Source organism: Flectobacillus longus (genome assembly GCF_030056705.1).
GTDB classification, from domain to species: Bacteria; Bacteroidota; Bacteroidia; order Cytophagales; family Spirosomataceae; genus Flectobacillus; species Flectobacillus longus.
Genome location: NZ_JASHIC010000012.1, coordinates 124,181 through 138,685, shown reverse-complemented (window position 1 = coordinate 138,685; position 14,505 = coordinate 124,181). Strand labels below are relative to the sequence as shown.

Sequence of the window (14,505 nt, the reverse complement as noted above, 5' to 3'; positions counted from 1 at the left end):
CCGCTTTCTTAGATAAATTATATAAATGGTTAATGACGTACAAATTTAGCTTGAATAATTAGCCTATAACTACTCTTTTATTACGCACTATTAGTACTGTATTAATATTTTTATATATAATTTTGAGAAATGGTGAATAACTAGGTTTTATTGAATGGATATATTCTTCTTTGATAGTAGATATATTATTGCATTATGCTTTGGTAATGAGTGCTTTAAGAATGAAAAATGAATTTTCTGTAAAAATTAATACTAAACCAATGAAGACAGGCTACGAAAGAATACAGGCAGATGAAGGGAGTTCATTCAGAATATTACATCAAAAAGTAAAAGCAGAAGATTTTGCATGGGACTATCATTACCATCCCGAAATCGAAATTGTTTGTGTATATGGCGGAAATGGTCGTCGTCATGTGGGTAACCATTTAAGTTATTATCAGGAAGGGGATTTAGTGTTGATTGGCTCAAATGTACCCCATGGAGGCTTTGGTTTTGGTGCAATTGGTGAGCATCAGGAAGTCGTGATACAGTTTATGCCTGATTTTTTAGGAGAGGAGTTTTTGCATAAACCTGAAATGAAAAATATCAAAAAGTTATTTGAACGTGGATTGCAAGGTATCAAATTTGAAGGACTAACCAAACAGATAGTTTCGGACGAGCTTCGAAAAATAAATGAGATACCACCCTTTCAGCGTATGGTTTATTTGTTGAGTTTATTAGAGTTTTTGGCTAATTCACAAGAATTTGAACTATTGAATAAAAGAGAAACTAGGTACGATTTTGGTATGCGAGACCAGTTACGATTACGTAAAATATATCAGTTTGTTGAAGAAAATTTTACTGCCGAAATAGAAATTCAAAAAGTAGCCGAATTAGCTAATTTGACTGTACCTGCTTTTTGTAATTATTTTAAGAAAAATCTCAATCAAACTTTTACCGATTTCGTGAATGAATACAGAGTGAATTATGCTTGTAAATTACTCAATGAAGGGCGTACGGTAGCCGATGCTTGTTTTGAAAGCGGATTTAATAATGTATCCTATTTTGGACGTGTGTTCAAAAAGCTGAAACATGTACAACCTTCACAGTTTGTATTACAAAAATAAGTTTTTATCTAGTGAGAGAAAGTGCTTTACGAAAATCAAAGGTGTAGTTTAAAACTTTATGAACTTTAAGGACTTGCATAATTTTTTCTTCAATAACATGATTGTCAGCCAAATTAGTTAGATATACCATCAGAAATTTTTTCTGAGGTAACCAGAGTACACCATTACTAAAGCCTGAAGTACTACCCGAATGATAGAGTTCCCAATTTTTATCTTGTTGTGTAAAAAACCAACCTAAACCATATTTTAAAGGGCTATTGGGAATAGTATTGCTTTGTACTTTTTGTAGTTCTTCAAATAAATTAAATAGGGTATTATTGACCAAAGATTCATTCCAAAGTTGAAAATCTCTTAAGTTGGTATAAATACAACCATCACCTTTGGTAGCACTTGTGACGCTTTGGTCGGCACCTATCACTTGATTGCTTGGGTTGAGGGCGTATCCCAACGCACGAAGAGGCATTTTGGAATGAACATTATAGTAATAGGTATTTTTGAGCTTGAGAGGTTTGAAAATATTTTCTGTAACAAATAAATCAAAAGGAATTCCAGTCGTCACTTCAATAATTTGTGCCAATAAACAAAAACCAGAATTGCTATATCTAAATTCTGTACCAGGCTCAAAGTAAAGTTTGTTTTCTGTCGCCAATAAACTCACCACGTCTGCATCTTTAATTTGCATTTGACGATTGGGAGGAATTAAACTTTCATAATCTAAAATACCAGAACTATGAGTAAGAAGGTGTTTGATTTTGATACGATTAGAAACTACTCCATCAAATTGCGGAAAAAATTTACTGAGTTTGTCCTCATAACTTATCAAGCCTTTTTTTTCTAATAAAACAATGGCTCCAGCTGTAAACTGTTTTGACATCGAAGCTAGTCGAAAATTGGTAAAAGGTGTATTGGCGAGTTTTTGAGATAAATCAGCCAAACCAAATCCTTTTTCATAAAGCACTTTATTGTTTTCAATAATCAAGAATGCCCCCCCCACTTCTTTTCCTTCAAAGTGTTTCGAAATGGTAGAATCCAAACTTTTTTTTAAAGATTGACCCAAGATATTTTGAGTAAATAAAAAACATAGAAGTAGAATGAATCTCATAGGCTATCGCTGTTGTTTAATATTTCGAATTAAAGTTTCACAATATTGAATATCGGGTTCTGGAATTTTTACTTCTCCACGCATGATTTGGTAGAAGTATTCATCAGAAGTGATTCCCAAATGAAGTTTATACATTTCCCTAAAACGATTCCTTTTTCTTCTTGAACCTTGACCAGCAATATTCTTCCAAAGGCGAGTGATATGTAAGGGCATGTAGTTGGTTTCCATGTCAAATTTACGGTTTCTTGGTTATTTATTGATAATAAATTAGCGAATAGGTTCAAAATTAAGCTGTTAGGTAAAATAAATATCGGAATTGTACAAAAAATAGCTGATAGAAAAAGGTATTTTAAATGACCAAAGTCATTCTGAAGACCAAACTATTCCTCCAACTTGCCGTCACAAAATTAATTTCTATCCCAACCTCAAAATTACATACTTATGTCGATTACATCTGCTGAACACGCTCTCAAAGTTATTAAATCTGGTGATAAAGTTTATGTGCATAGTGTGGCAGGAGCGCCACAACACCTGCTTCAAGAAATGGTGAAGTTGGCCGATCACCTCCAAAATGTTGAAATATATCATCTACATACCGAAGGCGATGCACCCTATACGAGACCAGAATTTGAAGGGATTTTTCATACCAATGCGTTCTTCATCGGTAAAAATGTTCGTAAAGCTATTGCCGAAGGACGTGGTAGTTATATCCCCGTTTTCTTGTCTGAAATTCCTCGATTATTTCGTCAAAAAATAATCAATCTAGATGTAGCTCTTATCACGGTTTCAACGCCTGATAAAAATGGATTTTGTTCATTAGGGACATCTCTTGATGCAACTTTAGCAGCGCTCGAATCTGCCAAAATTGTCATTGCGCAAGTCAATCGCTTTATGCCTAGAACCTTAGGCGATAGTCAAATTCATGTGAGCAAAATTGATTATTTGGTGCCTTTTGACCAACCGCTACATCAGGTAACGTGGGGGACACCGTCGGATATTGAACAAAGAATTGGAAATAATGTGGCTTCTTTAGTGGAGGATGGCGCAACACTTCAAATGGGTATTGGGAGTATTCCTAACGCTGTATTGGCAGCTTTAGAGAATCATAAAGATTTAGGAATTCACACCGAAATGTTTTCGGATGGCATCATTCCATTAGTTGAAAAAGGGGTTATTACAGGTCGTTTTAAGAAAAAGCATCAAGGAAAAATTGTGTCGACTTTCCTTTGTGGTACTCAAAAGCTGTATGATTTTGTGGATGATAATCCTTTGATTAATATGTTACCAGTTGATTATGTAAATGATACTGCCATTATTCGTCAAAATCCTAAAGTTACTGCTATTAACAGCGCTATCGAAATTGATATTACAGGACAAATCTGCGCGGATAGTATTGGTTACAGAATGTACTCTGGCGTGGGTGGACAGATGGATTTTATGCGTGGGGCAGGTTTATCAGAAGGAGGAAAACCTATAATTGCCATGGCAGCAGGTACAAAGGACGGAGAATCCAAAATTGTCTCACATTTGAAAGAGGGTGCAGGCGTAGTGACTACCCGTGCTCACGTACATTATGTTGTTACCGAATTTGGTATTGCTTATTTATACGGAAAGAATTTGGTGGAAAGAGCTAAAGAGTTAATTAAAGTGGCTCATCCCGACCATCAGGAACGTTTGGAGCAAGAGGCTTTTGAACGTTTTAAACATCAATATTCTCAAGGAGTATATATGTATGTTTAGTAGGTTATTGTCTATCAGCTTTCGAGTAAAGTCTCTTTACCTGAAAGCTGATAGACAAAATCTGAAAGCTAGTTAGCGTAGATTTTTTGCTGAAAAACTTTTTTCTCTGAATATACCAAGTAAGCCGTAATTACGGTAGATAATACGAAATAAATACCTACAAAATATCCTACTCCTGTCCAGTGTTGATTCATATCAAACCAATCTCCTAAATAGGCGATTAATCCTAGTCCGATAATATTCTTGAACGATTCGTACCAAAAAGAATGTGGATTCAAATCCATCATTTCGGTATAAGCATACACACTTAGAAAAATAAAACCTCCGTACACAAAAATCAAAGGCGAGCCTATTTGTGCCAAATGTCCAAAGAAATATACAATTAGAGCAAAGGTGAAAAAGAATTGAATAAAAGACCAAGTAATTAATTTACTAGAAGTCTCAGGAGTATATTTTTGAAAATGATAAACATCTTCAATTTTGTTTAATGGATACTTGTCTCTTACATCTTCAGGGCGCCAGCCTGTAGGCATAAACCAAATTCTGGCTTTATCTATCCAATTTTTTGTATGCCAAGCATCTTGTATCAAAATCCAGATATGATGAAAATTGATTTTGATGGGATTCCAAGTCCGAACGGGAACAGTAATGCCATAAACGCATGGAACAGAGGGTAATTCTTCCTGAAAAGTATCAAACATTTTATCCCAAAAAATAAAAATCTGCGAATGGTTTTTATCAATGTATTCAGGATTGATTGAGTGATGAACTCGGTGATGAGAAGGCGTTACCAAAATATATTCTATCCATCCCATACGATTAATATAGGTCGTATGATACCAAAATTGAGCAAACAAATGTAAAGGCGCTACTGTGGCAATCACAATACTTGGCACCCCCAAAAGTGCGGCTGGCAATAGAAATATGGTGAAGAAATTGATAAATGTCGAGATACTTTGACGTAAAGCACAAGCCAAATTAAACTCCTCACTACTATGGTGAATCAGGTGTTGATTCCACAGAAAATTGATCTGATGGCTCAATCTATGTCCCCAATACCCTGTAAAATCTAAGGCAATAAAAGCTGTAATATAAATCGCCCAAGTGGATTCTAGATGATAGATAGCCCAATGTTTTACCATCCATTCATAGGTAATAATGGAAATACTAACTCCCAAAACATCTTTAATAATGTTTGTATATCCCGAACTTAGACTCGAAAGCATATCCATTGGCTTGAAAGTATCTTTATATTTGAGCCAGCCATAAGTCTTTTCTAATAATACCAACAATAAAAAAATGGGCATTGCGATATTCAAAATCTGACCATACCTTTCCATAATTATTATCTGTTAGGACGTTGATGAACAATGTTTAGTGAATAAACGCTAATTTATAGAATAGTTAAAGTTTTTCATAATATTTTACTACTTATTGGATTGTTGGAAAAAATGAGATTTAGAGAAATAAAAAAGGCAGTCTCGAAAGACTGCCTCGTTATATAAAGTATTAATGCAGAGTTATGAATGTAAGATTTCAATTTTCAACACTCTGTTTTCACCATCACTTAAATTTTATTTTGCACGATTACTTGAATGTTTGGGCTTCTTTAGAACTTTTTTGCCTACTACATACACCTACAGCATCACTATTACATAATTTTGATTACTTCGTACCAGATTTCGCCACGGTTTAAAACTGCTCTGTACTGAATGCCATCTACTACATAATAGGTTTCACCGTTAATCATGAGTTTTTCGTATCCACCAGGAATACTCTCCACCAACGCACCGATCGGAGGGGCTACGGTAGCGTACTCATTACCATAAGGACGATAGTAAGTTCCATTATAATAGTAATAGTCAACATTTCTGATTACGACTCTACGGTAATCTCTTGGTAATACATTGACACGAATCCCAACTGGCGCTTGACATACTACGTATTCTGAATTGTATGGTTTGTAAAATACCCCTTGATGATAAGCAAATCGAATACCACCAAAGTTAATACTCAAATGACCTGTAGGCAATGCGTTGTAATGTGCATTGCGACTAGGAATATTAGCATATTGCCAGTTTGGACGGGCACGGTCAACTACAACCACACGGTCTGGTCCACGACGGTCATCTCTACGATATTCATCGCGACGATATTCATCGCGACGATTGTCGTTTCGGCGGTTATCGTCACGTCTATCATTTCCACGATTGTCACGATCTTTTTTGTCGTAGCGATAATCAGAATCACGACGATCTTCATGACCACGTTGTGCTTGAGCTGTAGCCAAGGTGCTCATCAATGCACCAGTTAAAACAAAAGTAAGAATAGGTTTTAAGATAGATTGCTTACCTACTGTAGGTTTTACAATTTTAACAAAGTTTGGAGTCATGGCTTTATAAAAATTATGGATTATTACTTGTTTTAATTTTGAGATATTTAGCTCTCTAACGCTGTATTTTGTCACTTTGATATGTCAAAAAGCCTAGGGTTTAGTGAATGGCTCAGCATTAACAATCATTAACAAAAAGAGAATTTTCTGCACTCAGCGGAGTCTATGGGTAAAATATAAGTTTTGAATATGATTATTTGGGTAAAGAAAAAGCCCTAACATTTCTGTCAGAGCTTGGGTAATTATGGGAAAATAGCCTAGTTACTAAGCTAAAATTTATATAAAAGTGCTGAATGAGATTTAGTGATTCAGCACTTTAATTTAATACTCAGTATTTATTAACCTTATTCTTCATCACAACCAATTGGAGCACCAGGAGCCATTTCTTTATGAGTAGCTACTTTTGCAGCAGAAGGATTTTTCATTCTTTCAACAGCGTAATCCAAGTGAGCAGCATAGTCACTTTCTTTTGTATTCTTCTGAGACTCGATATAGGCTTTCAAATCTTTGATAGCTTTGCCACAAACCGCACGCACTTGATAATTAGCGGCTTCGTTTACACTCAATGCCAACAAATGCGTTAATACGATTTGTTCGGTTTGAAATTGTACTTTACGAGCCAAACCTGTGGTTTTGGGCGCTTTCCAAGTTTTTTCAACTAATTGATTTAACATTTCTTCCAATCCCAAACTACTATATCTTGCTTCGTATTCGACCATACGACTAGCACGTTCAGGCTGTAGTAAGAATTGAAGTGGAAAATCTGCTGCTGATTCTGCTGCTGCCAATGGGTCAAAAGCACGACCTGTACGTTTTTTAAACAGTTCACGATTTGGCCAATAACCAGCAGGACGTGCAGGAATCAATTGGATGATAGATTCAGGAATTGTCAAGGTTTCGGATGAAAGAGTCTGTAATACGGCATCCAACGCTTTTTGCTGTGTTTCTTTACTAACCAAAGTATTTGGCTTTTGTCCGTCACCACGCAAAGCATAGCGATAATCTACTGAACCAATAATTTTGGCAGCTGCCTCGACTTGATAGCGGTGGTAATTGTAAATTGGCACCAAAACATCTTCTAAATGAGACATTGGCATGCCTTTACGAATGGTATTTTCTCCGAAAGAACTCAAGGCTTTTTGACGAACAGCCAAGGTATTGTTTAATTCATCAACTGGGTTTTTACCATTATCCCAAAGGTGAGCCGTAGGGCTATGGCTTCCTGCTGGACGAGCGTCAATATCTGTCAAGAACAATAATCCTTTCGTATTTGCCTCATCAATAATTTTGTTCAAAGCCGTCTTTTCGTCTGTACCTTGAGGAAAATCTTGGTACCCAAACGTAATAGAATATTTATCCCAATCACCGATACCCAAAGCATAAGCATCAGAAAGGTCTACTTCTCCTTTGCTATTGAGTTTGACTGTTGGGTGAGGATAATCCATTACCGAAGCTCTGTTGTTGATACTTGCCGAGTAGTTGTGCATCAAACCTAAGGTATGTCCTACTTCATGCGCAGCTAATTGCTTCAAACGAGTCAATGCCATTTTGAGCATTGGGTCTTTTTCAGGGTCGAGTTTTTCACCCTTTTCAAATGGAGATAACAAACCTTGTGCAATCAAATAATCCTGACGAACACGCAATGAGCCTAATGTTACATGACCTTTGATAATTTCACCTGTACGTGGGTCGATAATAGAAGCACCATAAGACCAGCCACGAGTGCTACGGTGTACCCAGTTGATGACATTATAACGTGCATCCATTGGGTCGGCATCGTCTGGCAATAATTTAACTTGGAAGGCATTTTTGTAACCAGCCGCCTCATACGCTTGATTCCACCATTGTGCACCTTCCATCAAGGCAGAACGAATGGGTTCTGGCGTACCGTTGTCGAGATAATAAATGATGGGTTCAACCGCTTCTGAAACTTTAGCTTTCGGGTCTTTTTTCTTTAATCTATGACGAACGATATAATACTTGTCGATGGGCTCAGATACAGGCGTCGAATAATCGAAATAAGAAATAGCATTGAAGCTTGAGCGAGGATCAAATACTCTTGGCTTATAGTCTGAATCAGGCAATTGCAAAAAACTATGGTGCACACGTAATGTCAATGCTTCTTGGCTTGGGGCAACCGAGCGAACAAACTCTCCTGCATCTTCTCCACCTACAAAAGTCATGGTAACTTCAAATTCAGAGTTGAGAGGGAAGTTTTTTGTATTGGTCAAATACATCGCAGAACGAGATTTGTCAAGAGAATAACTCCCTTGCTTCATTCCTTTTATACGGTCGGCAATACCCGTAACATCGCTCATTAAGAAATCTGTGGCATCAACCAAAACTTTTCCATCTTCTTCTGCTTCTGCCACGAATCCCCAAATAGTTGATGAAGCAAATGATTGCTGCACGGCACGTTTTTCGTTAGCATCATTGGTTAGCGCACGATACTTGTAGTTTGGTTGCGTAAGCAGAATTTTACGACCTATTTTCTGGAAAAATACTACTTTTTCATCGCCTAATAATCCACGGTCTAAGCCAATATCATTAGAACCTAATCCAGCAGGCAACGAAGAATAATACAAAAATTCTTTATCGAACTTGTCGATTTGTAACCAGATTTTTCCTGCATCTTCATCCCAATAAAAAGGTAAGAAGCCTTCATATTTCTTAAGACCTTTGGTTTTTTCGGAGATACTCGGAAGTTTTTGAGCAAGAGACGAATAAGTAAAACTTACTAGAAACAATAAAATACTCAATAGTGAAATTTTTTTCATGCGAAAGGTAGTTTGTTGAAAAATACAATTTAGCAGGTAATGACCAAATGAATGTTTTAGCGAAGTGGCGTTCTTGAAAAAATTCATTTGAGTAAATATAAACAGCCAGCATAAGAATTCACAAACTTTCCAGAAAAATCACCAACTTCGCAAGATGAAAGAACAAAATCAACAGCTAAAAATTTGGGGAGGGTTGGGTATCCTTTATTTTGTTTGGGGCTCTACCTATTTGGCAATTCGTTTCATGGTGCAAAGTTTTCCACCAGTTATGGGTTCGGGCATTCGTAACATGTGTGCTGGAACGATTCTATTTATCTGGGCAATACTTACTAAAAAATATACTAAGCCTAGTAAAAAACACTTACTCACCATGACACTCACAGGTACATTAATGATTACCTTGGGAAATGGGTTTTTTACGATTGCAGGCAAATGGATTCCGTCGAGTTATGCGGCGCTGTTTTCAGCATTAGGTCCTGTGGTGTTGGTGCTAATGTTATGGTTTTCTAATATTGAAAAACCACAGCCTAAAGTCATTTTAGGCTCGCTATTGGGTATCGTTGGGGTGGGTATTTTGATTAGTCTAAAAAAGTTGGCGCTCAAAGGTTACGAGCAATATTATATGTATGGCGTCGTATTGATGTTTATTGCAACGATCGCTTTTAACGCGAGTATGGTCATTCTCAAAAAAGCCAAATTGCCTTATTCTACACCACAAGTATCTGGTATTCAAATGATGATTGGAGGAGGTTTGTCTTTAATAATAAGCTTCTTTTTAGGTGATTTTCAACATTTTGCTCAAATAGAAGTGACCTCAACGGCTATTTTTGCTTTACTATATCTGATTGTCATTGGCTCAATCGTAGCCTTTAACGTATTTAATTGGCTTATCAAGGTGGCTCCGCCAACTTTAGTGTCTACCTATACTTATGTCAATCCGTTGGTAGCAATGTTGTTGGGATGGTTATTAGCAGGAGAGGAGTTACATCCTTTGATGATTGTCGCAGGTGGAATTATTGTAACAGCAGTTGCATTGATTACTACTTCAAAAAGAAAATAGCTTCTCTTTTCTGAAGGCAAAAAGTACGAGTAGATTTTATATGAAATATCGTTTAAAATACTGGTAAAGATAGATAGAAAGCCAGAGTATAGGCGCTCACTAACCTTACCGCTATTTCCTCAAACATTTATTTAAGGGTAGATTAAATTAATAATAATCCTGTACTTCTATTTATTGAATCATTTTGATTATGAGTCTATTCAGATAACTGATAATCCGTTAACCAATAACTTTCATTTACCTATGATCAAAAGAGTTTTATTTTCTATTTGTTTAGCGACCATGATGCAAGTGGCACAAGCACAAACTCAGGAGTTTCCTTTGTATGAAGGAAAGGTTCCAAATACCAAACCCCACAAAAACACAGAAAGCTCAGCAACTGATGCAAACGGTATTTTGAGGATTTCAGAGGTTTCAATACCCTCTATCACTGTCTATCCTGCGCCAAAAGAAACGGACAATGGGACAGCTGTTATTGTGTTTCCAGGCGGAGGATATCGTATTTTGGCTGCATCGCACGAAGGCTCTGATGTGGCAAAGGAGTTAAACAAAATTGGCGTGACAGCCTTTGTTTTAAAATACCGTATTCCTGATTCAACCAAACAGGTCGACAGAACAATTGCTCCTTTACAGGATGCGCAACAAGCTTTGAGATTCGTGCGTTCGAAGGCTGAATCTTTTGGTGTTAATCCCAATCGTGTGGGTATTTTAGGCTTCTCGGCAGGTGGACATTTGGCAGCAACAACAGCAACACATTTTGCCCAACCTGTAGGCGAATTAGCTGATAAAAGCAATGTACGACCTGATTTTGCAGTATTATTATATCCTGTAATCACAATGAAACCTTTTGGACATAGAGGTTCACAGGAACAATTGATTGGCAAAAATCCATCAGAAAGTTTGGTTGCGTTGTATTCTAACGAATTGCAGGTGACACCACAAACGCCTCCGTGTTTTTTGGTTCATGCGCAAGACGATGGCGGTGTTCCAGTGCAGAATTCTTTGAGATTTTATGATGCTTTGGTAGAAAAGAAAGTCCCTGCCGAACTACATATTTATCCTAAAGGTGGACACGGATTTGGACTGAATAATAAAACTACTCCAGATAAATGGTTTGAACGTTTGAAAAGTTGGATGGATTCAAATGGATGGTTGAAAAAATAACCATTTATCAAACAGCTTCTTTGATAAGTACAAAAATAGCCTCAATCCGAGGCTATTTTTGTATCTTTGCACTTTGAAAGTTTAAAGACGATTCTAGTGAAAAATCAGATAGCACAATTTTGTGAACAAATTCAACAGGCAGTTGAGCAAAAGTCTTTGGTAAAAGTCTCTTTGGGCAATTATCAGGGCAATGAGCCTGCTTTGAAGAACATTTATATACGTTTAGTTTTAATTAAAAACATTGAAAAACTAGCGTTTACTTTTCGATATAAAACCAAGGATATTGTTAAAAACTTCGATTTGGCGGAGGGCTACAAATCCATTGCTGAATGGCTGGAAGAAGGTTTTAAAGTAGCAACACTCATGAGTACCGAGTCTGATTGGCAATATGAGGCACTGAAAAATGGAAAAGTTATCCTTAAGCAAAAAGCAGCAAGTGTGATAGCAAAACCATCTTTGGAGCATGACAAAGAAAAGAAAAGATTGATAAAGCCAACAGAAAAAGCCTATCTGGTAGATTTGAAAATTACAGATGAGCAAGGTAATGTTTTCAAAAATGCTCAAGATAAATACCGTCAAATCAATCACTATGTAGAGATTTTGAGTTCTTTGATTAAAGATTCAGCTATCGAAAACTTACACAAAGTGGTAGATATGGGTTCAGGAAAAGGGTATTTGACCTTTGCTTTGTACGATTATTTACACAATACTTTAGGCTTAAAAACTCAAGTTCAGGGAGTGGAATATCGTCAGGATATGGTTGATTTATGCAATCAATTTGCTCATAAAGCAGGATTTGAAGGATTGAGTTTTACACAAGGAACCATTTTGGACTATGAGCAAAAAGACATCAGTATGTTGATAGCCTTACACGCTTGTGATACCGCTACTGATGATGCCATTTATAAAGGATTACAATCTAGTGCCGAGTTGATTGTTGTAGCACCTTGTTGCCACAAACAAATCAGAAGAGAAATAGAAAAAAACAAAGCACAAAATGAATTGAAGTTTTTGACCAAATACGGCATCTTTCTCGAACGACAAGCCGAAATGGTAACAGATGGAATTCGTGCATTGATTTTAGAATATTTTGGTTACAAAACCAAAGTTTTTGAATTTATCTCAGATGCACACACGCCCAAAAACGTTTTGGTTGTAGGTATTAAATCTGGTATTAATCCAAAACGTCAAGAAGAAATTTTGCAAGAAATTGCGCAGACCAAAGCCTATTTTGGTATCGATTATCACCATTTAGAAAAGCTTACTCAATTGAGTTTATAGGCATTAATGCAAAATAAAATTACATTAATATGCTTTAGGCTTTAAGACGTAGGCATTAGGCAAAAAAACTTAAATTATTTCATGAGAAATACTTTTCAACTTTTAGCCTACAGCATTCCTGTGTTATTAAATATATTACCCATACAATTAAAATCCATTGACCTCAAAATAGAAATAAATGTCTAAGAATACTGCAAATATCGCCTTCCTATTCATTTTTGTTTTTGCAACAGTCCTACGCTTTTACCATATCAATAACTATGGAATTTTTGGCGATGAAAAGCAAGGAATCATGGTGGCCGTCGGAAATGTAAACATTGGCGGGAAAAAAGCCTTGATGGCACCTGACAAAACATTTACACCACGAGATTTCTGGCAACCTAAAACTATTGCTGATTTGTTGGATGCCAACGCACGTGGCGATACCAGCGGAAACGCAACGGTTCATTTAATCACGATGAATATCTTTGGGCATTTGTTCGGTCATTCGGATGGTGCTTTAAGAAGTGTTTCTGCTATCTATAACCTACTCACAATTCTATTTATCTTTTTGATTGGACGCAATATTTTTAAGAATGATAAAATCGCTTTGATTGCTGCATTTTTGGCGGCTATCGAACCGTTTTACATTATTTTTAGTCAGCAAGCTCGCTTTTATACTACCTGTATTTTCTTTGGTACAATGGCGTCTTATTACTTTTTACAAATTATGGTAAATGGTAAAAGTTCGCTAAAGTATTATGTTGCCTATACCGTTTCGATTATCCTAACTATATTTTCTAACTACCTCACTTTCACAGTTTTTCTGGTGCATGGTTTGTATTGGCTCATAGCCGACCGCACGTGGTTGAAGCTTCGTAGTTTTATGATTTGTTATGGTATTATGGCTATTCCTTTTGGACTTTGGATGACCAAAGGACCTGGTCAATATGCACTTTTGTATATTAAGGATGCTACTAATTTGTACAATTCTATTCTGAAAAATCCTAAGCTTGCTGCTTCTTATCAAGGTTTTATTGATTTGGCTTCTGCCAAAAATCTATTTACCCGTGGAACTTCAATTGTGTCAGACTATTTTATTTTTACGAATGGTTGGTACGAAAAATTTGGTAATAAAGTCGCTGTAATATTAGTTATTAGTTTTTTGTTAGTAGTTACATTTGTGATTTTGAAAAAAGCTAAAATGATTGATTGTCAGTTGTTTATCTTTGTAGGATTAATTGTATTTATTCCTTTCGTTTTCTCTGTAGTCTCTGCCTATAAAGCAGGTGTAATGACAGGTTTTTATTTTAGATATACCAGTTTTGGTTTACCATTTGTATCGATTTTGATGGCTTGGTTTTTGGTCAAAATGTTTGAAAACCATAGAATACTACTGACAGGCTTTGCTGTTATATTATTGATGCAATTGTATTCTTTTGCTAGAATTATTAAGCATTTTTATGCCGACGGACAACAAAAGTACACGAGCTCGCACAATCGTGGGGCGAATCCTTATATCATGGTAGCAGATAAAATCAAGTCGATGTATATGCCTGGCGATACTATTGTTTACCCTTCGGTCTATGCAAATGGCTTTAGCAAGGCTATTGACCGTCCTAAGGGCGAGTTTGATAATCATGATGCACAGTTGGTAAACTTATATCTTCCCAAAGATGCAACCTATACCCAGCGAATTGCCTTTGAAGAAACAGATAGAGTTTTATTGAAAAGAAATGGACAAACCATCGTATTGTTCAATTTTGAGGGCATGAAATACCGATACTAAGCAGTAGTGATGAGTTTTGAGTTGTTAATTATGAGTGTAGTTTCGATAATCAATATTTTACATTCAGAATAAAATGCAACAGTTGTATAATTACTAAAATTAATCACCCTTTTAT

At 36.3% G+C, this 14,505-nt stretch carries 11 protein-coding genes; 6 read left to right on the top strand and 5 right to left on the bottom strand.

Features of this window, described 5'->3' with window-relative positions; all coding sequences use genetic code 11:
• The first annotated feature begins 260 nt into the window (after positions 1–260).
• The gene (locus tag QM491_RS10405) at positions 261–1,106 is read left to right on the top strand and encodes an AraC family transcriptional regulator (RefSeq protein ID WP_283327429.1); all 846 of its coding nucleotides are present in this window, start codon (positions 261–263) and stop codon (positions 1,104–1,106) included.
• A gap of 4 nt (positions 1,107–1,110) precedes the next feature.
• Here the strand turns inward: QM491_RS10405 and QM491_RS10400 are convergent, their stop codons facing one another.
• Together QM491_RS10400 and QM491_RS10395 are read right to left on the bottom strand one after the other, a co-directional pair.
• Complete coding sequence (locus QM491_RS10400; protein ID WP_283327428.1) at positions 1,111–2,208, bottom strand: serine hydrolase domain-containing protein; 1,098 nt, start codon at positions 2,206–2,208, stop codon at positions 1,111–1,113.
• Positions 2,209–2,211: 3 nt separating this feature from the next.
• Positions 2,212–2,436 carry a hypothetical protein gene (locus QM491_RS10395; RefSeq protein WP_095162737.1) on the bottom strand — a complete coding sequence of 75 codons (225 nt, stop codon included), beginning with the start codon at positions 2,434–2,436 and terminating at the stop codon, positions 2,212–2,214.
• Positions 2,437–2,649: 213 nt separating this feature from the next.
• Between QM491_RS10395 and QM491_RS10390 the strand changes: the two genes are divergently transcribed.
• Positions 2,650–3,948, top strand: coding sequence for an acetyl-CoA hydrolase/transferase family protein (locus tag QM491_RS10390; RefSeq protein WP_283327427.1), 1,299 nt, complete (start codon positions 2,650–2,652; stop codon positions 3,946–3,948).
• Positions 3,949–4,016: 68 nt separating this feature from the next.
• Here the strand turns inward: QM491_RS10390 and QM491_RS10385 are convergent, their stop codons facing one another.
• The 3 genes from QM491_RS10385 to QM491_RS10375 all read right to left on the bottom strand — a co-directional run bounded on the left by QM491_RS10385 (position 4,017) and on the right by QM491_RS10375 (position 9,117).
• Positions 4,017–5,288: a sterol desaturase family protein gene (locus QM491_RS10385; RefSeq protein ID WP_283327426.1), complete on the bottom strand. Its 1,272-nt coding sequence runs from the start codon at positions 5,286–5,288 to the stop codon at positions 4,017–4,019.
• A gap of 311 nt (positions 5,289–5,599) precedes the next feature.
• Positions 5,600–6,340, bottom strand: coding sequence for a DUF6515 family protein (locus QM491_RS10380; RefSeq protein ID WP_283327425.1), 741 nt, complete (start codon positions 6,338–6,340; stop codon positions 5,600–5,602).
• Between the two features lie 344 nt (positions 6,341–6,684).
• Positions 6,685–9,117, bottom strand: a complete 2,433-nt coding sequence (locus QM491_RS10375) for a zinc-dependent metalloprotease (protein WP_283327424.1) — start codon at positions 9,115–9,117, stop codon at positions 6,685–6,687.
• A 154-nt stretch (positions 9,118–9,271) separates the two neighbouring features.
• On the opposite strand from QM491_RS10375, the gene QM491_RS10370 reads away from it, so the two are divergent.
• The 4 genes from QM491_RS10370 to QM491_RS10355 all read left to right on the top strand — a co-directional run bounded on the left by QM491_RS10370 (position 9,272) and on the right by QM491_RS10355 (position 14,390).
• Complete coding sequence (locus QM491_RS10370) at positions 9,272–10,177, top strand: EamA family transporter (protein WP_283327423.1); 906 nt, start codon at positions 9,272–9,274, stop codon at positions 10,175–10,177.
• A gap of 243 nt (positions 10,178–10,420) precedes the next feature.
• Positions 10,421–11,341, top strand: a complete 921-nt coding sequence (locus QM491_RS10365; protein ID WP_283327422.1) for an alpha/beta hydrolase — start codon at positions 10,421–10,423, stop codon at positions 11,339–11,341.
• Between the two features lie 96 nt (positions 11,342–11,437).
• Positions 11,438–12,622, top strand: a complete 1,185-nt coding sequence (locus tag QM491_RS10360; RefSeq protein WP_283327421.1) for a class I SAM-dependent methyltransferase — start codon at positions 11,438–11,440, stop codon at positions 12,620–12,622.
• A 178-nt stretch (positions 12,623–12,800) separates the two neighbouring features.
• Positions 12,801–14,390 (top strand): glycosyltransferase family 39 protein, encoded by a 1,590-nt coding sequence (locus QM491_RS10355; RefSeq protein WP_283327420.1) that lies wholly within the window; start codon positions 12,801–12,803, stop codon positions 14,388–14,390.
• Positions 14,391–14,505 lie beyond the last annotated feature (115 nt).

Bases quoted from the DNA above. Each gene is read 5' to 3' on its own strand.
- QM491_RS10405 (WP_283327429.1), top strand. From the start codon at position 261: ATGAAGACAGGCTACGAAAGAATACAGGCAGATGAAGGGAGTTCATTC.
- QM491_RS10400 (WP_283327428.1), bottom strand. From the start codon at position 2,208: ATGAGATTCATTCTACTTCTATGTTTTTTATTTACTCAAAATATCTTG.
- QM491_RS10395 (WP_095162737.1), bottom strand. From the start codon at position 2,436: ATGGAAACCAACTACATGCCCTTACATATCACTCGCCTTTGGAAGAAT.
- QM491_RS10390 (WP_283327427.1), top strand. From the start codon at position 2,650: ATGTCGATTACATCTGCTGAACACGCTCTCAAAGTTATTAAATCTGGT.
- QM491_RS10385 (WP_283327426.1), bottom strand. From the start codon at position 5,288: ATGGAAAGGTATGGTCAGATTTTGAATATCGCAATGCCCATTTTTTTA.
- QM491_RS10380 (WP_283327425.1), bottom strand. From the start codon at position 6,340: ATGACTCCAAACTTTGTTAAAATTGTAAAACCTACAGTAGGTAAGCAA.
- QM491_RS10375 (WP_283327424.1), bottom strand. From the start codon at position 9,117: ATGAAAAAAATTTCACTATTGAGTATTTTATTGTTTCTAGTAAGTTTT.
- QM491_RS10370 (WP_283327423.1), top strand. From the start codon at position 9,272: ATGAAAGAACAAAATCAACAGCTAAAAATTTGGGGAGGGTTGGGTATC.
- QM491_RS10365 (WP_283327422.1), top strand. From the start codon at position 10,421: ATGATCAAAAGAGTTTTATTTTCTATTTGTTTAGCGACCATGATGCAA.
- QM491_RS10355 (WP_283327420.1), top strand. From the start codon at position 12,801: ATGTCTAAGAATACTGCAAATATCGCCTTCCTATTCATTTTTGTTTTT.